Below are 22,171 nucleotides of genomic sequence, written 5' to 3' on the forward strand. Positions count from 1 at the left end.
GGCCGCGACCAGCCAGGCACCTTCAGGCAGTCGCCCAGACGGCGAGTTCATATCCGTCGCGGTCGAGGAAATGGAAGCGGCGGCCACCGGGAAAATCGGTGATCGGCCGGACGATGGTGCCGCCGGCCCTCTCGACCGACGTCAGCACCTCTTCAAGATCCCTGGCGTAGACGACAACCAACGGGCCGCCCGGCCGCACGGGGCCGAAATCGGTGAAGCCGCCCTTCAACCGGCCATCGTCGAATTCGCAGTAGTTCGGGCCGTAATCGGTGAAACGCCAGCCGAAGGCCGAGCCGTAGAAGGCTTTGGCGGCGGCGATGTCGGCGACGTTGAATTCGACATAATCGATGCGGCGATCGTGGTTTTCTGTTTTCTCGGACATCTATCTCTCCATCAGGGCTTTCAGCATGGCGAGATCCTTCTCGACATGGGCGGCGTCGGCTGAAAACTGCGCATCGGTCATGCCGGGCAGGCGCAACAGCGTGAACATGACCTCGCAGCCGTCGCCGTTCGGCACGATGCGCAGCGCATTATAGACCCTGAGACCGGATTCGATCGTCACCGTGTGGTCGATCACGCCAAATTCATTGGTCGGCACGAAGCTCACTTTAACGGTGCCAAGCGCGCCGTGTGCAATCCAGTCGGCGCCGTTCGGCTCGAGGCCGCTCGCAAGGCCGGAGGCCCACAGCGGCATGTTCTCCGGCTTGCCGGCGAAATCATAGACGTCGCGCCAGTCGCGCTCGATCGATTGGTGGATGATTTTCGCGGCCATCGTCGACATGGCTTGCAGGTCCTCGATATTGGGTCTGGCTGTAATAACAGGCCGATCCGCGGCGTCTTGAACAAAACGGTCAGCCTGGCCGTTTCCGCATGCTGAGTTGGCCAAGAATGGCGGTAGGGGTCAGGCTCGAGAGCTCGCCGACCTCGCGCGTCATGTGAGCCTGGTCGGCAAAGCCCGCTTCGAACGCAAGATGGGCAAGCGGCATCGTGCCCGACCTGCGGCAGAGGTCGAGGAAACGCTGGAACCGACGGATCCGTTCCAGCGTCTTGGCGCCATAGCCGAAATGGTGGTGGCAGCGGCGGCGCAGCTGCCTTTCGCTCATGTCGAGCCGGCCGAGCAGCCCGGACGCCGGGCAGCCGCTGTCGGCGGCGGCGAAGATCACGGCGGCATCCTCAGCGGGTTCGTCCGCATCGCGCGCGAGCTCTTCGAGCAGGCGGCCGAATAGCGCCATGGCATCCGGAGGATCGGGGCAATCGCCAAGCCGTGCTTCGAATTCGGCCGCGTGCTTCCAGCCGATGTCGGCAAGCGGCACCGAGCGGCCGAGCAGCGCGGAGAGCGGCGTCTTCAGCCAGGGTACTGCTGCGCCCGGCACAAAACGTGCGCCGATGACCGTCGTGCCCGGCCGGAGAGCGGGAAAGGCCGCCGTCCTGTCGGGCCCGGCGACTGCCAGCCGGCCGTCGAGCCAGAGGAGGTCGCAATAGCCGTCCGGCACGATCGCCACCTGTGCCGGCGGACCGTCATGGAGCGCATGCGACCAGAACCGGCTGAAATGGCGTCGCAGCGCCGGCGGCGGCGCATATTCGCGGTAGTGGCCGGCACGGGCAGCGAGCAGCGCCGTATCTTTTGGTCTTTCCGGTGCCAAGGCGATATCTCCCGAAACGCCGATGATACCATCAGATAGGGCATCAAGGGCAGGTCGTGCGAAAACTTGGTTGCCGATGAGCCGGCGTAAGCGGTTGTCGGACAAGTCGGATTATTGCAAGCGTCATTTCATTGGTTTTGCGAACCGATTAGACCCTTGCGAGACTTGCCGTTTGACCGAGACAGTGCCACAACACCGGTCCAAATGACACATCGGAGGTTTGTCGTGGAAAAGGCAGAAATCGGACTGATCGGTCTTGCGGTCATGGGCTCCAACCTTGCGCTCAACATCGCGGAAAAAGGCAATAAAATTGCGGTCTTCAACCGTACGCCTGAGAAAACCGACGAATTCTACGAAAGCGCCGGCGATCTGAAAAAGCAGATTATTCCCTGCAAGACGATCGAAGAGTTCGTCGACGCGATCCGGCCGCCGCGCCCGATCATCATCATGATCAAGGCGGGTGATGCCGTCGATCAGCAGATGGAGGCGTTGCGCCCGCATCTGTCCAAGGGCGACATCATGATCGATGCCGGCAACGCCAATTTCCGCGATACCGTCGCTCGCTTCGACCGCCTCAAGGATACCGATCTAACCTTCATCGGCATGGGTGTTTCCGGCGGCGAAGAAGGTGCGCGCCATGGCCCGTCGATCATGGTCGGCGGCACGGAAGACTCCTGGAAGCGCGTCGAGAAGGTGCTGACCTCGATTGCCGCCCGCTACAACGACGAGCCCTGCGTTGCCTGGCTCGGCAATGACGGCGCCGGCCATTTCGTTAAAACCATCCATAACGGCATCGAATATGCCGATATGCAGATGATTGCCGAAATCTACGGCATCCTGCGCGATGGCCTCGGCAAGAGCGCCTCCGACATCTCCGGCATCTTCGGTGAGTGGAATAAGGGCCGGTTGAACTCCTATCTGATCGAGATCTCCGAAAAGGTGCTTGCCGCGACCGATCCTGTTTCCGGCGGCCCGATGGTCGACATGATCCTCGACAAGGCCGGCCAGAAGGGCACCGGCAAATGGTCGGCGATCGAGGCACAGAACATGGGCATTCCGGCAACGGCGATCGAAGCCGCGGTCGCCGCCCGCAGCCTCTCCTCGATGAAATCGCAGCGCGAAGCTGCCGAAAAAATCTTCGGCACGCAGGCCGTATCCTTCCCGATCGCTTACGGTCCCGAACTCAACAAGGATCTCGAGCTGGCGCTGTTTGCCGCCAAGATCGGCGCCTATGCGCAGGGCTTCGCGGTGATGGCGGAAGCCTCGCGCGAGTTCAACTGGTCGCTGCCGATGCCGACGATTGCCCGGATCTGGCGCGCCGGCTGCATTATCCGCTCACAGTTCCTCGACGAGATCACCTCGGCCTTCACCAAGGCGCCTGACGCTGCGAACCTGATCGTCACGCCGGCCTTCTCCGACATGGTCAAGGAATCGATCCCGGCACTGCGCCGCGTCGTCGCCGCGGCAATTTCCGCCGGCCTGCCGGTGCCGGCGCTGACTTCGGCGCTCACCTATTTCGACGCCTACCGCCAGGGCAGGGGAACGGCAAACCTCATCCAGGCGCAGCGCGACTTCTTCGGCGCCCACGGCTTCGACCGCCTGGATGGTAAGGATTTCCACCACGGCCCTTGGGGCAGCGGTGCGGCGAGCTTCTGAGGCTTGCCGACATCAGCAAGGGAGCCCGGCCGTCGCGCCGGGCTTTTTCGTGGCTTTGGCCGCTCAGACGGCCGAGGAGGATACCGATGTGAAAAGCATCCGGATAGCCGCTGCGCAGACGCCGGAATTTCGGGAAAATGTTGCGGCGGCCTTGGATTATGCCGTGGGAGTCGCAGCCCAAGCCGAGACCGATGGCGTGGCCTTGCTGCTCTTTCCTGAAGGGTTTCTGCAAGGCTACCTGACCGATGAACCATCGGCACGTCGCATTGCGCTCGATCTCGCATCGACCGAGTTTGCGGCTGTCCTGCATCGGCTGCCGAAGTCGGGACCGATGCTGGTCATGGGGCTGATCGAGATCGATGACGGGCGATTGTTCAACACCGCCGTTGTTGTCGAGCACGGTGTTCTTCTCGGCCGATACCGCAAAGCCCACCTGTTACGCGGCGAACAGGTCTTCGAGGCGGGAAGGGAGGGCCCGCTCTTTGCTATCGGTGATCTGCGCTTCGGGATAAACATCTGCTACGACACCAACTTTCCCGAAGCGGCGGCAAAGCTCGCAGCGCTGGGTGCATCGCTGATTTTATGTTGCTCCAACAATATGATGCCACGAAATAAGGCGGAAATATTCAAGGAGCAGCACAATGTCGTCCGCGGAGAAAGATGCCGCGAAACCGGCCTCTGGATGATATCGTCCGACGTGACAGGCGAGCGCGGTGGGCGCGTCGCCTGGGGACCAACGGCGGTTCTGAACCCGGAAGGGCAGGTCGTGGCGCAATTGCCCCTGGAAAAACCCGGCTTACTCATTTTCGATTATCCTGCTTAGCATCGGCAAGCGATCATGCATGAGGAGTTGAGATGCTCATCAGATACGAAACGCAGGCGGATATCGATGCAATCCACGATCTGACCTCGGTCGCGTTCAAGCCGATGCCCTATAGTGACGGTACGGAAGCGGAGATTGTCAGCAGGCTTCGTGCGAGCGGCGATCTGACGATATCGCTGGTTGCTGAAGATGATGGCGAGATCCTGGGGCATGTCGCATTTTCCCCGGTGACGATCAACGGCGTGCGTGGCGGCTGGTTCGGACTGGGTCCGATATCGGTCAAACCGGACAAACAGCGGCAGGGGATCGGCAAGGCGTTGATCGTCAGGGGACTCGAGCTGTTGAAGGAGATGGGTGCCACCGGCTGTGTCTTGATCGGAAACCCGGACATCTATAGCCGTGTCGGTTTCAGCAGCGACGGGCAGCTGATGTATCTCGACCTCGATAGGCGGCTCGTACAGCGGATCGTTTTCCGCGGGACCACGCCAAGCGGAATGCTGCAATTTGCCCCGGCCTTTGAAACCCCAAACCCCACCTGACAGAGGCGACAACATGTCCGAAACGGGCGCAAAGATCATCCAGACCGAGCGTCTTAGGCTTCGCATGCCCGAGATGGATGATTTCGCCGCCTATGCGGAACTCATGGCGTCACCACGGTCCGTCGGAATGGGCGGGCCGTTCGATCGGCGCGCGGCTTGGGGAATGTTCTGTCACGACGTGGCGCTCTGGCAGCTTTTCGGGCACGGGGCGCTGATGATCGACCTTGCCGAGACCGGCGAATGCGTCGGCCAGGTCGGCATCAATCACGGGCCGCTTTTTCCGGAAAAGGAGCTGGGTTGGTTGGTCTATGAGGGCCACGAGGGCAGGGGTTATGCGACCGAGGCGGCCACGGTGTTGCGGAACTGGGCCTTTGCTACGCTCAGCCTGCCGTCGCTCGTCAGCTATATCGCCCCCGGCAACGCCGCCTCGATTGCTGTCGCGCAACGGTTGGGCGGGCGTCTTGATCTGACGGCTCCTCGAACCGATCCCGAGGATCTCGTTTATCGTCATCTCGCTGCCTGAAAACATGTACACTCACCGCGCACCGCGGCTGGGCAGACGGCTCAATCCTCACATGTTGATCGGTCAGGATCGGTGCCGCAAAAATGGGGATGGCGGATGACGGACGCGAAGCGGGAGCACTGGGACGAGGTCTATCGTACGAAGGCGCCCGAAAGCGTCAGCTGGTATCAGCCGACGCCTGAGCCTTCCTTGCGGGCGCTTGACGAGCTGCGATTGCCGGTCACGGCCTCGCTGATCGACGTGGGCGGTGGCGCATCAAGCCTTGTCGATCGCCTTGTCGAGCGCGGGTGGCCCGATCTCACCGTTCTCGATATCGCCGCGCCGGCGCTCGACCTCGCCAAAGCACGGCTGGGGGACGAAACCGCCCGCGTTGCCTGGGTGATCGATGATGTCACCGCGTGGCGACCGGAGCGTCAGTACGATGCGTGGCACGACCGCGCCGTCTTTCATTTTCTCACCGAACCCGAGCAGCGGCTGGCTTATCGCCGCGCCCTCGAAACCGGCACGGCGCCGGGCAGTGCCGTGATCATCGCGACCTTCGCGCCGGACGGGCCGGAACGGTGCAGCGGCTTGCCGGTCCAGCGCTACGACGCGGCCGCTCTTGTGCGTGAATTCTCGTCCGTCTTCGCGCTTGAGCGCGACTGGCGCGAGGAGCACACGACACCCAATGGCGGCCGACAGTCGTTTCAGTGGTGCGTCTTTCGCAGGCGTTGAGAAAGCAGCTTGGGCGGCTACCTTGTTTCCAGGCGGTCGAGGATGAAATCCGCTCGGTCGGCGACCGCGATTTTCGGCAGCGTGACGACGTCGTAGCCGAGCGCCGGGTAGATGGCGGCAAGCCGGTCATATTCGGCGACTGCTTCGTCGAAGCCATGGCGTCGCTCGAGGTCGGTGACATAGATTTCCGGCCATGGCGGGGTGAGAAAAACGCTGCTGTTATAGCGATGGAGGGCGCTCACTCTGTCCAGGACCGGTTCTCCGGTCAGGTGTGGAAGTGCTGCTGCGGCATCGATCAGCCCTCGGTCGAAAAACGTCCAGCCGGCCCGGCCGCGGGCTGCTGCGTGGTCGGCGATCGCCATCTCGATGGCGCGCCGGGCGAAGGCCGCCATGTCGATCCAGGGCAAGGCTGCGCCATCGCTTTCGAGCTCCTGCCTGACGATCCGCCGGCCCGGCTCTTCGACGATCGCATGACCCCGACGTCCAAGTTCGCCCAGCAGCGTCGATTTTCCGCCGCCGGAACATCCGGAAATCAGGACTGACCTGTTCATGCTCAGGTCCGGCCGGCGCGCGCCAGGCCGTGCTCCACCAGCCTGTCGATGATTTCGGCGTAACCGACGCCGCTTGCCGCCATCGCCTTGGAATACATGCTGATATCGGTGAAGCCGGGGATGGTGTTGATCTCGTTGACGAGGAACCGCATGTCATCCATCAGGAAAAAGTCGACGCGTGCCATGCCGTCGCAGCCGACCGCACGGAAAGCTCTTGCAGCCATGTCGCGCATGGCGGTCTCGACCTCCTCAGGCAGGTCCGCCGGGACTTTCAGCGCCGCGCCCTTCTCATCGATATATTTGGCATCATAGCTGTAGAAGCCATGGCTTTCGGCCGGCACGATCTCGCCCGGCCGGGAGACGAAGAGCTCGCCTGCCGCGTCCTCGAGCACGCTGAATTCGATCTCGCGGCCGGCGACGAACTCCTCGGCGAGCAGTATGCGATCGTGGCGGAAGGCCTCGGCAAGGGCGGGCGCGAATTCCTGGCTGGCATGGACCTTGGCGACGCCGACCGACGATCCCTGGCGCGCCGGCTTGATGAAGAGCGGCAGGCCAAGCTCGCTTTCGAGGGCCGCCAGCGAAGGGGCAGCATCCTCCCGCATCGTCACCGAGCGCGCCACCGGCAGGCCCGCGGCCCTGAGCAGACGCTTGGCGATATCCTTATCGAGCGCCGCGGCCGAGCCGAGAACGCCGCAGCCTGCGAGCGGCACGCGCGCCACCTCGGCCAGGCCCTGCACCGATCCGTCTTCGCCATGCAGTCCATGCAATACCGGAAACAGGATGTCGATCCTTGCCAGCTCATGCGGCGCGCCATGGGCCGGGATTGCCAGCACCCGTCCCCGTCCGCCCGGCACGAGGCAGATTTCGACGCCTGACGACGGTGTCGCCAACATCCCGTCCTTGAAATTGCTCAGCAGCCATTGCCCCTCGCGGGTGATGAAAACGGGGATGGCGTCATATTTCTCGGGCTTGAGCGCACCCATGACATTGGTTGCCGAAAGGATGGAAACCTCATGCTCGGCCGAGCGGCCGCCGAAGAGTACGGCGATGCGCAGCCTGTTTGGGGAAGGGGTCATGCAAAACTCCGAAGCGATCTGGTGTTGAAAAGGTCAGGCGCCGACCGATATGCCGCGATTGGCGAAGAAACGGTCGAAGACCGCAAGCGGCAGCGTCACATCAGCCTGGCTCGCCTCGTCATGGCCGGACGGGTTGTGGAAGCGGATCGCCTCGCCACTCGCCGCCGTCACCAGCACCAGATGGCCGCCCTTCGACGGCGGCTGGCGCTCCGGCCAGCGGATGCCCGAATGCACAGAGGCGATGAAGAAACGCCGCTTCGATAGAAGCTCTGGAATCGCAGATGTCTCGACGCCTGTGATCGTCTCCGCGCTCAGCGCGAATCGCTCGGCAGCGAAGCGGACAAAGGGTGCGTAGATCAGCCCCTTGATTGAGGCATCGATCTCGTTGACGACATAACCGCCATAGGCCGTGCAGGCGCGAGCAAGCTCGAGGGTCGGATGGATCTCACCGCGGGCGGCAAGGATCATCTTCAGGCAGGCCATGCCGCAGACATTGACCGCCCAGCGCGCATATTCCTCGATCGTGCCGGCTCCCGAGTGATGCCAGAGCGGATCGCCGAGCAGAGCCTGCGATCCGTCGGCAAGCACCGGCAGCGTCATGCCGGGTGTTTCCCATTGGCTGAAATAGGGCACGCCGCTTTCTTGCATTCTGTCGATCCCCCGTCACTCACTCCGAGATGGCGAGCAATCTTGGCTTTTTCGAGCCGATGCCCCGCTTGCGATTGGCGCGGTGAGTTGGGGGAGAGCTGAGGTCACTACGTCGCTGGAACCGATTTGAGCCACCGAAACCCGACGGGTCGCGCGTCTTAATACGCCTTACCTGCCGCCCTCCGGCCAGATCGGCTGGCTGATGCTCTGCAGCAGTTCTGGTTCGACGCCGTCGATCCGGGCGATGACGGCTTTGGCCATTTCGCGGCCGGCTTGGCGCACGTCTTCCTGGACGGTGATGATCTCCGGGCGGATCCAGTTGAGGATCGGCACCGATTGCTTCGACACCATGTCGAGATCGCGGCCGAGCGCCTTGCCGGCGGCTTCGATGCCGGCATTGACGGCGATTGCCGCGCTGCCGGCCGAACAGACGATGCCATCAGGGGCATTGGGTGAGCGCATCATCACCTCGACGACGTCGCGAATGTCGGCGAGTGGCGCGTCGCTGTTAACGCGCAGCGGCACTTCCTCGGCGCCGTAATCATGTAGGCCGGTCTGGAAACCGATGCGGATATGGGCGTAATAGGTGAGCTTGCTCGGCGGCTGCAGCAGGGCGATGCGCCGCCGGCCGCGTTTGACGAGCCGTTCCACCGCCTGGTGGGCGAAGGCTTCGTTGTTGAAGTCGTGGAAAGGGTGCGTCAGACCGGCGTCGGTGCGCCCATGCGTGGCGAAGGGCATGCCGCGCTCGGTCAGCAGCCGCACGCGGGGATCGTCCGGCTCGATGCGCGAGATGATGACGCCGTCGGCCGAGCCGGTGTCGAGGATATAGCGCACCGGCAGCATTGGATCCTTGCTGTGGGAATGCGGCGTGACGACGATATGATAAGGCGTGCCGGACAGCACCTCGGAGATGCCGAAGACCATCTGGCTCGAAAAGCCCATGATCTCTTCATCGATGCTGAGGACGAGGGCGATGACGTTGGTCTTGCCGGTGCGCAGGCGCACGCCGGCCCTGTTCGGCTGGTAACCGAGTTGGCGGGCGACCATGCGCACCCGCTCCTTGGTTTCCGCCCCAATGTCGGGCGCATCCTTCAGGGCGCGCGATACTGTCGTCACGCCGAGGCCGGTCATGAAGGCGATCGTCTTCAATGTTGGGCGCTCGCGCGCCGCTGGCGATGCCGCTTGCCCGAAATTTTCCTTGTTTTCCATCCCTGCAGGCCTGCCTCGCGCGAATTGGTGTCGCTTATAGAGGCTTTTTCAGGCGCCGTAAGCCCGCCGCCTGCCAAAATCGCGCCTCCCTAAGAAGCGCAATCTGTAACGATACAGTAGAAATGTCGAGGGCTTTTTCCGGTGTGCTTTGCAGCATTGTGTGCATAGGTTGAATCCATGATTCATTCCCTGATTTTTTGCGATTACGAAAGGAATACGTTGGCGCTTAAGGCGGTTTTCGAGATTTTTTGGTGTATTTTCAACATAATATTCAGAGAGTGCATCTGCGAAATCTGCGACGGAATGCCGGTTCGGAGTGGAGAGTCGGGCCGACAGGAAACAGGCACAGGTAGTAATTCCCGTTGTCGCGGAAAAATTTGAAGGCGGGCGGTTGCGTGCTGAAATCGATTGATCTAAGTTTTTCCGGCAACGTTTCAGTGAGGGAGGAAAACTCATGAAAATTCGTATTATGGCGGCCCTGCTTGCCGCTTCGGTCGCGCTTCCGTTTAGCGCTGCCAATGCTACCGATCTCGAAGTTACGCATTGGTGGACATCAGGCGGCGAATCGGCTGCCGTCGCCGAGCTGGCAAAGGCATTCGACGCCACCGGCAACCACTGGGTCGACGGTGCTATCGCCGGTTCCGGCGGCACCGCCCGTCCGATCATGATCAGCCGCATCACCGGCGGCGACCCGATGGGCGCCACCCAGTTCAACCACGGCCGCCAGGCTGAGGAGCTCGTCCAGGCTGGCCTGATGCGCGACCTGACCGACGTGGCGACCGCCGAGCACTGGAAAGACATCATCCGCCCGGCGAGCCTGCTCGATTCCTGCACGATCGACGGCAAGATCTATTGCGCTCCGGTCAACATCCACTCCTGGCAGTGGCTGTGGCTGTCGAATGCCGCCTTCAAGAAGGCTGGCGTCGAGGTTCCGAAGAACTGGGACGAGTTCGTCGCTGCCGCTCCGGCTCTCGAAAAGGCAGGCATCATTCCGCTCGCCGTCGGCGGTCAGCCGTGGCAGGCGACAGGCGCCTTCGACGTGCTGATGGTTGCGGTCGCCGGCAAGGATACCTTCAACAAGGTTTTCAAGGACAAGGATGCGGAAGTTGCCGCCGGTCCTGAAATCGCCAAGGTATTCAAGGCCGCTGACGATGCGCGGCGCATGGCCAAAGGCAGCAACGTCCAGGACTGGAACCAGGCCACGAACCTCGTCATCACAGGCAAGGCCGGCGGTCAGATCATGGGCGACTGGGCGCAGGGTGAGTTCGCGCTCGCCGGTCAGAAGGCCGGCACCGACTACACCTGCCTGCCGGGCCTCGGGGTGAACGAGATCATCTCGACCGGGGGCGATGCCTTCTACTTCCCGCTGCTGAAGGACGAGGAAAAGTCCAAGGCGCAGGCCGTGCTCGCCAAGACCCTGCTCGATCCCAAGACCCAGGTTGCCTTCAACCTGAAAAAGGGCTCGCTGCCGGTTCGCGGCGATGTCGATCTCGCCGCCGCCAACGACTGCATGAAGAAGGGTCTCGACATCCTGGCGAAGGGCAACGTGATCCAGGGTACCGACCAGCTGCTTTCGGCCGACAGCCAGAAGCAGAAGGAAGACCTCTTCTCCGAATTCTTCGCCAACCCGTCGATGACGCCGGAGGACGCTCAGAAGCGTTTTGCCAAAATCATCGCTTCGGCTGACTGATCGGTAGATTCGCTGCCTTTGCGATCCGGCTCTTGAGGAGCCGGATCGTCCCCCGGACGAATGGTCCGGCCGGCGGCGTGTCTCCGGCATTCCGGCGAATCCCGGGACAGGATGGCAAACGGTGCCAGCCCGTTCCGTTACGGGTCGCAGCTGCGAATTGAGGAGAAATGTTCATGACGGGTCAAGCGCAAGCAGGCCGGCCAATCAAGTTACTGCGCAATCTGAATGCCAAGATTGCGTCCATTCCGATGATCCTGACAGCGCTGGTGATCTTTGTCGGCGGCACTTTCTGGACGGTCTTTTATTCCTTTACCAATTCCAAGCTCCTTCCGCGGTTGAGCTTTGTCGGCATCGATCAGTATGAGCGGCTCTGGGCGGCACCCCGCTGGGTGACGGCCATCGAGAACCTGGCTCTCTACGGCGTGCTCTCACTGATCTTCAGCCTGGTCATCGGTTTCATGCTCGCCGCGCTGATGGACCAGAAGATTCGTTTCGAAAACACCTTCCGCACCATCTTCCTCTATCCCTTCGCGCTGTCCTTCATCGTGACGGGCCTCGTCTGGCAATGGGTTCTGAACCCCGATTTCGGCATTCAGTCGGTCGTGCGTTCGATGGGCTGGACGAGCTTCACCTTCAATCCCCTCTATACGCCTGAAATCGTCATATACGGCATTCTAATCGCGGCCCTGTGGCAGGGAACGGGTCTCGTCATGTGCCTGATGCTGGCCGGCCTGCGCGGCATCGACGAGGACATCTGGAAGGCGGCGCGCGTCGACGGCATTCCGATGTGGAGGACCTATCTTTTCATCGTGATCCCGATGATGCGGCCGGTGTTCATTACGACGATCGTCATCATCGCCTCAGGTATCGTCAAGGTCTACGACCTCGTGGTCGCGCAGACATCGGGGGGCCGGGCATTTCTTCGGAAGTGCCGGCGAAATACGTCTACGACTACATGTTCCAGGCGCAGAACCTGGGGCAGGGCTTTGCTGCCTCGACGATGATGCTCGTCACCGTCGCGATCATCATCGTTCCGTGGGCCTACCTGGAATTCGGCGGAGGGCGCAAGCGTGGCTGATGTAGGAACTCTCAACACCACCGTTGCCGGCATGGACGCCGTCGCGCCGAAACTCGGGCAAGGCCCGAGCGGTCCGAGGCCGCGGCCGGCGCTGTCGTCGCGCAACATCGTGCTCTACGGCACGCTGACAATTGCGGCGCTCTATTATCTGCTGCCGCTCTATGTGATGGTCGTGACGTCGCTGAAGGGCATGCCGGAGATCCGTCTCGGCAATATCTTCTCGCCACCGATGGAAATCACCTTCGAGCCCTGGGTGAAGGCCTGGGCGGAGGCCTGCACAGGCTTGAACTGCGACGGCCTGTCGCGCGGTTTCTGGAACTCGGTGCGCATCACCGTGCCGTCGGTCATCATCTCGATCGCCATTGCATCTGTGAACGGGTATGCGCTGGCAAACTGGCGCTTCAAGGGATCAGAGCTGTTCTTCTCGATCCTCATCATCGGGGCGTTCATTCCCTATCAGGTGATGATCTATCCGATCGTCATCATCCTGCGCGAAATCGGCATATACGGCACCCTGACCGGCCTTGTTATCGTGCATTCGATCTTCGGCATGCCGATCCTGACGCTGCTCTTCCGGAATTATTTCGTGTCGCTGCCGGAAGAACTGTTCAAGGCGGCGCGTGTCGACGGCGCGGGCTTCTGGCAGATCTTCCTGAAGATCATGCTGCCCATGTCGCTGCCGATCTTCGTCGTCGCGATGATCCTGCAGGTGACCGGCATCTGGAACGACTTCCTGTTCGGCGTGGTCTTCACCCGGCCGGATACCTATCCGATGACCGTGCAGCTCAACAACATCGTCAATTCCGTCCAGGGCGTGAAGGAATACAACGTCAACATGGCGGCAACGATCCTCACCGGTCTCGTGCCGCTCATCGTCTACTTCGTGTCGGGGCGACTATTCGTCCGCGGCATCGCCGCTGGCGCAGTGAAGGGTTGATCCCATGAACGTGAACTCAAGTGTCTCCAACTCAAGCGTCTCCATCAAGGATCTGTCGCTGAACTTCGGCGCGGTGAGCGTGCTGAAAGATCTCAACCTCGACATCAACGACGGCGAGTTCCTGGTGCTGCTCGGCTCGTCCGGCTGCGGCAAGTCGACCTTGCTGAACTGCATCGCCGGCCTGCTCGATGCCTCAGAAGGGCAGATCTTCATCAAGGGCAAGAACGTCACCTGGGAAGAGCCGAAGGACCGTGGCATCGGTATGGTGTTCCAGTCCTATGCACTCTATCCGCAGATGACCGTCGAGAAGAACCTGTCCTTCGGCCTTCGTGTTGCCAAGGTGCCGCAGGCCGAGATCGACAAGCGGGTGGCGCGTGCCTCCGAAATCCTGCAGATTCAGCCGCTGCTGAAGCGCAAGCCGGCTGAGCTTTCCGGCGGCCAGCGTCAGCGCGTGGCGATCGGGCGGGCACTGGTGCGCGATGTCGACGTCTTCCTGTTCGACGAGCCGCTGTCCAACCTCGACGCCAAGCTGCGCTCGGAATTGCGCGTCGAAATCAAGCGCCTGCACCAGTCGCTGAAGAACACGATGATCTACGTCACCCATGACCAGATCGAGGCGCTGACGCTTGCCGACCGCATCGCCATCATGAAGAGCGGCATCATCCAGCAGCTCGACGATCCGACGACGATCTACAACAGGCCACGCAATCTTTTCGTCGCCGGCTTCATCGGCTCGCCGTCGATGAATTTCCTGCGCGGCGAGCTGGTCAAATCAGGCGACGGCATTGCCTTTTCCGCCAACGGCGTCATTTTCTCGCTCGCAGCCTACGACGCCAACGAGGTGCTGCAGCCTGGCCGCAAGGTGGTGCTCGGCGTTCGCCCAGAGCACATCAAGGTCAACGAGAATGCCGGCGGTGAAGAACATGACGCGACCGTCGATATCGAGGAGCCGATGGGTGCGGACAATCTTCTGTGGTTGAAACATGCCGGTCATACGATGTCGGTCCGCGTCAACGGCGCACGCCGCTTCAACGTCGGAGCCAAGGTGAAGCTGAGCTTCGACATGGCGCTGGCTTCGGTGTTTGATGCCGAGAGTGAGCTGCGCCTCTAGGGAGATTTTGCGGGCGGGCCGGCGATGGCGCCGCCTGCTTGCAGTAGGGCTGCATGAATTCGACCAACGCTCATCCCTCCCTCAGGCAGGCGCGAGCTTGGCAAGAGACCAACTCCGCTCTCCGTCATCCTCGGGCTTGACCCGAGGATCCATGCCGCGGCTGCTGATCGATGCCGATTGGATGCTTGGGTCAAGCCCGAGCATGACGGAAGAGAAGGGGGCACAACGAACGACAATGACCGGACGGCAATCACGCGCCGTCCATTTCAAAAACGTAATTCGGAAACGACATCGTGACGCATCCATCGACCACCCCCAACATCGACCTTTCCGGTTCGTGGCAGCTCGCCTCCGTCGACGGCGAGATCCGCACCGCGATCATGCTACCGGGCGACGTGCACACCGCGCTTCACCGGGCAGGGCTGATCCCCGATCCCTATTTCGGCCGCAACGAGGAAAAGGTGCAGTGGGTTGCCGAGCGTGAATGGGCGGTCGAGCGCAGCTTCACGCTGCCGGAGGTCGACGGCGACTGGTATCTGGATATCGATTACCTCGACACGGTCGCCAGCGTCCACGTCAACGGCTTCCTGGCGCTCGAAGCCGACAACAGCTTCCGCCGCTACCGACCCGATGTGTCCAGCATGCTGAAATCCGGCGACAATGTCATCCGCATCGTCTTCGCCTCAAACATCGCCGTCGGGGCCGAGCGGCAGAAGAAGCAGCCCTTCTACATACCCTACAGCACGGGCAATTCGCCGATCCCGGATGGCAACATGCTGCGCAAGCCGCAATGCCATTTCGGCTGGGACTGGAATATCGCCATTGCGCCGTTCGGCCTTTACGGCACGATCGCGCTGAAAAAGCTTGAGACCGCGCGCATCGAACATGTGGTCACCCGCCAGACGCATAATTTCGACGGTTCGGTCGATCTGACGGTGACGGCGACGCTCTATTCCAAGGGGCCAGGCATTACCCAGGTCTATTTCGACCTCGATGGCGAGCGCGTGCGCCTCGATGTCGGCGTCCATGGCGAGACCCATGTCAACCATCTCTTCCATATCGACAATCCGCGTCTATGGTGGCCTTCCGGCAGCGGCGAGCAGGCGCTCTATAGCCTGTCCGTCGAATTGCCGACGGATGAGGTGACGAAGCAGATCGGTCTTCGCACCATCGAGCTGATCACGACGCCGGATGCATCAGGCAGCCGCTTTGCCTTCAAGGTCAACGGCCGCGAAATCTTCTGCCGCGGCGCCAACTGGATTCCGGCCGACGCGCTGTTTTCGCTGTCGTCGCCTGAGAAAACCGAGGATCTGCTGCAATCGGCCGTAGCCGCCAACATGAACATGATCCGCGTCTGGGGTGGCGGCTTCTACGAGCAGGATCATTTCTACGATTTGTGCGATCGGCTGGGCCTGATGGTCTGGCAGGACTTCATGTTCGCCTGCAACCTCTATCCCTCGACCGAAGATTTTCTCGACAATGTGGCTGTTGAGGTCGACTACCAGGTGCGCCGGCTTTCCTCGCATCCCTCGATCGCGCTCTGGTGCGGTGACAACGAGCTAGTGGGAGCACTCACCTGGTTCGAGGAATCGCGGAAAGACCGCGACCGCTATCTCGTCTCCTATGACCGCCTCAACCGGACGATCGAACAGGCGGTGAAGAAGGCGTTGCCCGGCGCTCTCTGGTGGCCGTCGAGCCCGGCTTCGGGCTATCTCGATTTCGGTGATGCCTGGCACGCCGACGGGTCTGGCGACATGCATTACTGGTCGGTCTGGCACGAGAACAAGTCGTTCGACAATTACCGTTCGGTGCGGCCCCGCTTCTGCTCGGAATTCGGCTTCCAGTCCTATACTTCGCTGCCCGTCATCAAGACCTATGCCGAAGAGAAGGACATGAACGTCGCTTCCCCCGTCATGGAACTGCACCAGAAGAATGCCGGCGGCAATGAGCGTATCGCCGGCACGATGTTCCGCTATTTCCGTTTCCCCAAGGATTTTCCGAACTTCGTCTATCTCTCCCAGATTCAGCAGGGCCTCGCCATTAAGACGGCGGTGGAATATTGGCGGTCGCTCAAACCCCATTGCATGGGTACGATCTACTGGCAGCTCAACGACACATGGCCGGTCGCCTCCTGGTCGAGCCTCGACTATGGCGGCCGCTGGAAGGCGATGCATTATCTCGTCAAGCGCTTCTTCCAGCCGGTCGCGGTCGCCGCCATTCCTTCAGAGGACGGCAAGACGATCCGTTTCTCGCTGGTCAACGACACGCTGGCTGATATCAACATCGATCTTTCGATCTCGGCTCTGACGATGAAGGGCGAACGCCTGCACCTGAAAGACGTGCAAGCCATGTGCTCGCCGGATGTGGCGGCGACGGCTGCGAGCATCGACGTCTCCGACATTCCCGCCGACACGCTGCTTGCCTGGCATTTCACCGCGTCGAACGGCATGGGCGGCGAGGGACATTATGTCAACGGCACCTATAAGGCGCTGGAATTAGAGCCTTCGGGCCTGGCGGTCACCCACGAATATGTCGAGGAGAGCGGCGCGATCGATATCAACGTCACCGCACGGGGACTTGCGCTCTTCGTGATGATCGAGACCGAGACGGACGGCAAATATTCCGACAATGCCTTCGATCTTGCAGCCGGCGAGAGCCGCCGCATCACCTTTACCCCGGCACGGCCGCTTGATCGCGGCGCGCTTCCGGCGTTCCGGTTCTACGACCTGCATTCCTGCCAATCGGCAGATTGATCCTTCCCAAGCATGGGCACGAGGCCCGAGGAGAATATAATGACGAAACTCAGCTACCAGCTCTACAGCGCCCGCAATTTCCAGCCTTATTCTGTGATTTTCGAAAAGCTCGGCAAGGCGGGTTATGCCGAAGTCGAGGGCTTCGGCGGCATTTATGCCGATCTCGACGATGCGGGGCTGAAGAGCCTTCGCGCCGATCTCGACAAGAACGGCCTGGTCATGGCGACCGGCCATTTCAGCCCGGATTTCCTGGAGAAGGACGTGCAGAAGTCGCTGAACATTGCCAAGATTCTCGGCATGGATTCGATCTATGCGCCGCATCTGGCCGCTGAGCAGCGCCCCTCCGACGCCGCCGGCTGGGTCGCCTTCGGCAAACGCCTGCAGGAGATGAGCAAGCCATATAAGGAAGCCGGCTACGAATTCGGCTGGCACAATCACGATTTCGAATTCGTGAAGCTGGCCGACGGCTCGCTGCCGATCGAGCGCATCTTCGAGGGCGCGCCTGATATTTCCTGGGAAGCCGATATCGCCTGGGTCATTCGCGGCAATGCCGATCCTTTCGCCTGGATCGAGAAGCTTGGCTCGCGCATCACCGCGGTGCATGTCAAGGACATCGCGCCGGCTGGCGAGGCCAAGGACGAAGACGGCTGGGCCGATGTCGGCCACGGCAAGGTGGAATGGGGCAAGCTGATGACGGCCCTGCGCGCCACCAAGGCGAAGCACTTCGTCGTCGAACATGACAATCCCAAAGACATCGACCGCAACATCAGCCGCTCGATTGCATCCTTCCAGACTTATTGAGGCACATCATGACCAGGGAACTTGGCGTCGGCATCATCGGATGCGGCAACATCTCCACCACCTACTTTTCGCTGGCACCGCTCTTCAAGGGGTTGAAGGTGCTGGCCTGCGCCGATATCAACGTCCAGGCGGCCGAGGCGCGCGCCAAGGAATATGGCGTGAAGGCGCAGACGATCGACGCGCTTCTCGCCAATGACGAGATCGACGTCGTCGTCAACCTGACGATCCCGGATGCGCATTTCCGGGTGTCGAAGTCGATCCTCGAGGCCGGAAAACACGTCTATTCCGAAAAGCCGCTGGTGCTTTCCCTCGAAGAGGGCGAAGAGCTTCGCCGCATCGCCAAGGAAAAGAACCTTGCGGTCGGCTGCGCGCCCGACACTTTCCTCGGCGGCGCCCATCAGCTCGCCCGCAAGTTCATCGACGACGGCGGCATCGGCCGGGTGACGTCGGGCGCCTGCTACGTGATGAGCCCCGGCATGGAAATGTGGCATCCGAACCCGGATTTCTTCTTCCTGCCGGGCGGCGGCCCGATCCTCGATCTCGGCCCTTATTACATCGCCAACCTGATCAACCTGATCGGCCCGGTCAAACGCGTCGGCGCCATGACATCGATGGCGTCGCCGACCCGCACCATCACCAGCCAACCACGCAACGGCGAGATCATCCCGGTCAAGACGCCGACGACGATCCAGGCGCTGCTCGAATTCGTCAACGGCGCCACCGTGACGCTGTCGGCGAGCTGGGACGTCTGGTCGCATCGCCATGCCAATATGGAGCTCTACGGCACCGATGGTTCGCTCTATGTGCCGGACCCGAACTTCTTCGGCGGCACCGTCGAGGCCAGCGGCCGCGACAAGGATATCAAGCCGCTCGACGCCTGGGAGCATCCGTTCGGCAAGATCAACCAGGAAAGCCCGAACGGATCGCGCGCCAACTACCGCACGGCCGGCCTTGCCGACATGGCGATGGCGTTGATCGAAGGCCGCGACGCACGCTGCTCGCTTGACCGCACGCTGCATGGGGTCGACGTCATGACCTCGATCCTGAAGTCGGGCGAGGAGGGCCGTTTCATCGACCTGACCACAACCTGCACGCAGCCGGCGGCGCTGGGCATCGAGGAGGCGCAGGCGCTGTTGAAGTGATAGGATAGCGTTAGAATCGTTGTGCTGAGGATTGCCCCTCACCCTAACCCTCTCCCCGCAAACGGGGAGAGGGGACGTGCCAAACGCAGCGTCAAGATTTAAGGGAGAGGGTGCGGCATACCCCTTCGCCCCGTTTACGGGGAGAAGGTGGCGGCAGCCGGATGAGGGGCAGCTCCTGCCCGGCACCGGCGGGACATCAATAGAAATATTTTAGCAAGGAGAGTCTCATGAGCTGGCAACCAGCCGCAGACCGCTATTCGAAAATGAAATATAACCGCACGGGCCGGTCCGGCCTGAAGCTGCCGGCTGTTTCTCTCGGCCTCTGGCATAATTTCGGCGGCGATGCACCGCATGACCGCAAGATCGACATGTGCCGCACGGCTTTCGATCTCGGCATCACCCATTTCGACCTCGCCAACAACTACGGCCCGCCTCCCGGCAGCGCCGAGACCGCCTTCGGCGAGATCCTGCGCAGCGAATTTTCCGGGTTTCGCGACCAACTGATCATCTCCTCCAAGGCCGGCTACGACATGTGGCCGGGGCCTTATGGCGAGTGGGGCAGCCGAAAATATCTGATCGCTTCCTGCGACCAGAGCCTGAAGCGCATGGGTCTCGACTATGTCGACATTTTCTATTCGCACCGCTTCGACCCGGAAACGCCGCTTGAAGAGACCTGCGGCGCGCTCGACCATATCGTCCGCTCCGGCCGGGCGCTTTATGTCGGCATCTCCTCCTATAACTCACAGCGTACACGTGAGGCGGCTGCCATCCTCAAGGAGCTCGGTACGCCCTGCCTGATCCACCAGCCGAGCTATTCGATGCTTAACCGCTGGGTCGAGGATGACAGGCTGCTCGATACGCTCGACGAGGTCGGCATGGGCTCGATCGTGTTCTCGCCGCTTGCCCAGGGCATGCTGACGACGAAGTATCTCGGCGGTATCCCGGACGACAGCCGCGCGGCGCAGAACCATTTTCTGAAGCGCGACTTCATCCGTCCGTCGATCATCGACAATATCAAGAAGCTCAACGACATCGCCGAGAAGCGCGGCCAGACGCTGGCACAGATGGCAATCGCCTGGGTGCTGCGCGGCGGACGCGTGACCTCGGCTCTGATCGGCGCCAGCCGCTCATCGCAGATCGTCGATTGCGTCAAGGCGCTGGATAATCTTGAATTCACGGCCGAGGAACTCGCAGAGATCGATGTTTATGCCCGTGAGGCGGATATCAATCTCTGGGCGAAGTCGGCGGAGCGGGAATAGGGAAGGCAACCGCCGCGCGTCGGCGCGGCGAAAAGAGTCCTTTCCGCCCAAGGATTTGGGCTGGCTGGATCTCTGTGACACCCCTTGGGTCAAGCCTGAGGACAGAGATGAGGGCGGAGAAGTTTTACCGCCTACATCTGACGTACGTACCACAACAATAACCTTGGAGGAGGCCGCTTATGATCCGCAATCCCATCCTGCCCGGGTTCAACCCCGATCCGTCGATATGCCGCGTCGGCGCGGATTATTACATCGCGACCTCTACCTTCGAATGGTATCCCGGCGTGCAGATCCACCATTCGCGCGACTTGGTGAACTGGACGCTGGTGCGCCGGCCGCTGGAGCGCCGGTCGCAGCTCGATATGCGCGGCAATCCCGACAGCTGCGGCATCTGGGCGCCGTGTCTTTCCTATGCCGACGGGCAGTTCTGGCTCGTCTTTACCGACGTCAAGCGCTTCGATGGTAGTTTCAAGGACGCGCCGAACTATATCGTCACCGCGCCCACGATCGAGGCCGAATGGTCCGACCCGGTGTACGTCAATTCCTCCGGCTTCGATCCCTCGCTTTTCCACGACGATGACGGCCGCAAGTGGTTCCTCAATATGCAGTGGAACCACCGCACCGAAAGCTATGGCGGCTCGCCGAAATCGCCGGCCTTCGACGGCATCCTGCTGCAGGAATGGGACCCGGTGACGAAGGCGCTGAAAGGCCCGATCCGCAATATTTTCGCCGGCAGTCCGCTCGGCCTCGTCGAGGGTCCGCATCTCTTCAAGCGCAATGGCTGGTACTATCTGACGACCGCCGAAGGCGGCACCGGCTACGACCACGCCGTCACCATGGCGCGGTCGCGCCGCATCGAAGGACCTTATGAGATGCATCCGAACATGCATCTCATCACCTCCAAGGATCATCCGGGCGCGGTGCTGCAGCGGGCTGGGCACGGCCAATATGTCGAGACGCCGGACGGTGAGGCCTATCACACCCATCTCTGCGGCCGGCCGCTGCCGCCGAAGCGGCGCTGCACGTTGGGGCGCGAAACGAGCCTGCAGAAATGCGTCTGGCGCGACGATGACTGGCTCTATCTCGAAAATGGCACCTCGGTGCCCGATGTCGATGTGCCCGGCCTCTTCGGCGCCGAGCCGGCGGAGAAGCCGATGCGCAGCGAATACAGCTTCGACGGCGGCACGCTGCCGGCCGATTTCCAATGGCTGCGCACGCCCGAGCCCGAGCACATTTTCAACCTGACGGACCGCCCCGGCCATCTCAGACTGATTGCGCGCGAAAGCATTGGTTCCTGGTTCGAGCAGTCTTTGGTTGCCCGCCGGCAGGAGCATCACAGCTTCCGCGCCGAGACCGTGGTCGAGTTCTCGCCCGACACCTATCAGCAGGTCGCGGGGCTGACGCACTATTATAACCGACATAAATTCCATGCCGTTGCCGTGACGCTGCACGAAACACTCGGCCGCTGCGTGACGATCCTCTCCTGCAATGGCGATTATCCGAACGGACGCCTGAGCTTTCCCGCCGAAAGCGGTGTGGCGATCGCTGCTGAGGGCCGTGTCCAGCTCGCGATGGAAATTCGCGAGAACGATCTGCAATTCTTCTGGCAGACCGAGGGCAAGGGCGCCTGGCAGCCGATCGGCCCGATCCTCGACGCCGGCATGATTTCCGACGAGGGCGGGCGCGGCGAACACGGTTCCTTCACCGGCGCCTTCGCTGGCGTGTTTGCCTTCGATACGTCGGGACGTGGGAAGATCGCCGATTTCGACTGGTTCAACTACGACGAATTGTGAGGGAGCACTGCTCCCCGCCCGCCCACGCCCTTGAGGTTTCGACCTAGCAAAAAAGAAAGCCGGCGCAGTGGCCGGCTAAGACGAACGCGGCTGAACAGGGGATGCTGGCCGGTTCCAAGCACTTCGTGACTGAACAATAACTTTCACTACATGCCGAGGCAGCGGAAAAGGGGTGCAACGAGAACACCCGAAGACGGCTCCGCAAAGGGATGGGCGGCGGGACGG

20 protein-coding genes and 1 pseudogene are annotated in these 22,171 nt (G+C 61.6%); 14 read left to right on the plus strand and 7 right to left on the minus strand.

The genetic code is table 11. The features are described from left to right. Positions 1 to 22: 22 nt before the first annotated feature. From ACS4RS_RS16800 to ACS4RS_RS16810, 3 genes are all read right to left on the minus strand, one after another. Entirely contained in the window at positions 23 to 382 is a 360-nt protein-coding gene (locus ACS4RS_RS16800; RefSeq protein ID WP_439010069.1) for a VOC family protein, read from the minus strand. Beyond that, complete coding sequence (locus ACS4RS_RS16805; protein WP_439010068.1) at positions 383 to 781, minus strand: SRPBCC family protein; 399 nt, start codon at positions 779 to 781, stop codon at positions 383 to 385. A gap of 70 nt (positions 782 to 851) precedes the next feature. Beyond that, a complete protein-coding gene (locus ACS4RS_RS16810) occupies positions 852 to 1,643 on the minus strand; it encodes a helix-turn-helix domain-containing protein (RefSeq protein WP_439010067.1) in 792 nt (263 codons plus the stop codon). A 204-nt stretch (positions 1,644 to 1,847) separates the two neighbouring features. On the opposite strand from ACS4RS_RS16810, the gene gndA reads away from it, so the two are divergent. The 5 genes from gndA to ACS4RS_RS16835 all read left to right on the plus strand — a co-directional run bounded on the left by gndA (position 1,848) and on the right by ACS4RS_RS16835 (position 5,898). Further along, entirely contained in the window at positions 1,848 to 3,299 is a 1,452-nt protein-coding gene (gndA, locus tag ACS4RS_RS16815) for an NADP-dependent phosphogluconate dehydrogenase (protein ID WP_179610373.1), read from the plus strand. Between the two features lie 88 nt (positions 3,300 to 3,387). Then, positions 3,388 to 4,122: a carbon-nitrogen hydrolase family protein gene (locus tag ACS4RS_RS16820; RefSeq protein WP_439011816.1), complete on the plus strand. Its 735-nt coding sequence runs from the start codon at positions 3,388 to 3,390 to the stop codon at positions 4,120 to 4,122. Positions 4,123 to 4,154: 32 nt separating this feature from the next. Continuing rightward, the gene (locus ACS4RS_RS16825; RefSeq protein ID WP_439010066.1) at positions 4,155 to 4,661 is read left to right on the plus strand and encodes a GNAT family N-acetyltransferase; all 507 of its coding nucleotides are present in this window, start codon (positions 4,155 to 4,157) and stop codon (positions 4,659 to 4,661) included. A gap of 13 nt (positions 4,662 to 4,674) precedes the next feature. Next, entirely contained in the window at positions 4,675 to 5,184 is a 510-nt protein-coding gene (locus ACS4RS_RS16830) for a GNAT family N-acetyltransferase (RefSeq protein ID WP_439010065.1), read from the plus strand. A 96-nt stretch (positions 5,185 to 5,280) separates the two neighbouring features. Continuing rightward, on the plus strand, positions 5,281 to 5,898 hold the full coding sequence (locus ACS4RS_RS16835; RefSeq protein WP_439010064.1) for a methyltransferase domain-containing protein: 618 nt from the start codon (positions 5,281 to 5,283) through the stop codon (positions 5,896 to 5,898). A gap of 17 nt (positions 5,899 to 5,915) precedes the next feature. Here ACS4RS_RS16835 and ACS4RS_RS16840 read toward each other — a convergent pair whose 3' ends face one another. From ACS4RS_RS16840 to ACS4RS_RS16855, 4 genes are all read right to left on the minus strand, one after another. Next, positions 5,916 to 6,449, minus strand: a complete 534-nt coding sequence (locus ACS4RS_RS16840; protein ID WP_439010063.1) for an AAA family ATPase — start codon at positions 6,447 to 6,449, stop codon at positions 5,916 to 5,918. Positions 6,450 to 6,451: 2 nt separating this feature from the next. Continuing rightward, complete coding sequence (locus ACS4RS_RS16845) at positions 6,452 to 7,525, minus strand: D-alanine--D-alanine ligase (protein ID WP_439010062.1); 1,074 nt, start codon at positions 7,523 to 7,525, stop codon at positions 6,452 to 6,454. Positions 7,526 to 7,558: 33 nt separating this feature from the next. Beyond that, positions 7,559 to 8,173, minus strand: coding sequence for a C39 family peptidase (locus ACS4RS_RS16850; RefSeq protein ID WP_439010061.1), 615 nt, complete (start codon positions 8,171 to 8,173; stop codon positions 7,559 to 7,561). Positions 8,174 to 8,341: 168 nt separating this feature from the next. Next, positions 8,342 to 9,382, minus strand: coding sequence for a LacI family transcriptional regulator (locus tag ACS4RS_RS16855; protein WP_439010060.1), 1,041 nt, complete (start codon positions 9,380 to 9,382; stop codon positions 8,342 to 8,344). A 454-nt stretch (positions 9,383 to 9,836) separates the two neighbouring features. On the opposite strand from ACS4RS_RS16855, the gene ACS4RS_RS16860 reads away from it, so the two are divergent. The 9 genes and pseudogenes from ACS4RS_RS16860 to ACS4RS_RS16900 all read left to right on the plus strand — a co-directional run bounded on the left by ACS4RS_RS16860 (position 9,837) and on the right by ACS4RS_RS16900 (position 21,946). Next, positions 9,837 to 11,072, plus strand: a complete 1,236-nt coding sequence (locus ACS4RS_RS16860) for an extracellular solute-binding protein (RefSeq protein WP_439010059.1) — start codon at positions 9,837 to 9,839, stop codon at positions 11,070 to 11,072. A 173-nt stretch (positions 11,073 to 11,245) separates the two neighbouring features. Next, a pseudogene (locus tag ACS4RS_RS16865) lies at positions 11,246 to 12,150 on the plus strand (carbohydrate ABC transporter permease). Then, a complete protein-coding gene (locus ACS4RS_RS16870) occupies positions 12,143 to 13,087 on the plus strand; it encodes an ABC transporter permease subunit (protein WP_439010058.1) in 945 nt (314 codons plus the stop codon). Before ACS4RS_RS16865 ends, ACS4RS_RS16870 begins: the two are co-directional and overlap by 8 nt. A 4-nt stretch (positions 13,088 to 13,091) precedes the next feature. Continuing rightward, positions 13,092 to 14,198 carry an ATP-binding cassette domain-containing protein gene (locus tag ACS4RS_RS16875; protein ID WP_439010057.1) on the plus strand — a complete coding sequence of 369 codons (1,107 nt, stop codon included), beginning with the start codon at positions 13,092 to 13,094 and terminating at the stop codon, positions 14,196 to 14,198. 293 nt (positions 14,199 to 14,491) lie between these two features. Then, complete coding sequence (locus tag ACS4RS_RS16880) at positions 14,492 to 16,951, plus strand: beta-mannosidase (protein ID WP_449313744.1); 2,460 nt, start codon at positions 14,492 to 14,494, stop codon at positions 16,949 to 16,951. 39 nt (positions 16,952 to 16,990) lie between these two features. Then, positions 16,991 to 17,752: a TIM barrel protein gene (locus tag ACS4RS_RS16885; RefSeq protein WP_439010055.1), complete on the plus strand. Its 762-nt coding sequence runs from the start codon at positions 16,991 to 16,993 to the stop codon at positions 17,750 to 17,752. 8 nt (positions 17,753 to 17,760) lie between these two features. Beyond that, positions 17,761 to 18,894 (plus strand): Gfo/Idh/MocA family protein, encoded by a 1,134-nt coding sequence (locus ACS4RS_RS16890; protein ID WP_439010054.1) that lies wholly within the window; start codon positions 17,761 to 17,763, stop codon positions 18,892 to 18,894. A gap of 227 nt (positions 18,895 to 19,121) precedes the next feature. Beyond that, complete coding sequence (gene mgrA / locus ACS4RS_RS16895) at positions 19,122 to 20,153, plus strand: L-glyceraldehyde 3-phosphate reductase (RefSeq protein ID WP_439010053.1); 1,032 nt, start codon at positions 19,122 to 19,124, stop codon at positions 20,151 to 20,153. Positions 20,154 to 20,332: 179 nt separating this feature from the next. After that, entirely contained in the window at positions 20,333 to 21,946 is a 1,614-nt protein-coding gene (locus ACS4RS_RS16900) for a family 43 glycosylhydrolase (RefSeq protein ID WP_439010052.1), read from the plus strand. Positions 21,947 to 22,171: the final 225 nt, after the last annotated feature.

Source organism: Rhizobium sp. F40D2, assembly GCF_051810745.2.
Lineage (GTDB): Bacteria > Pseudomonadota > Alphaproteobacteria > Rhizobiales > Rhizobiaceae > Rhizobium.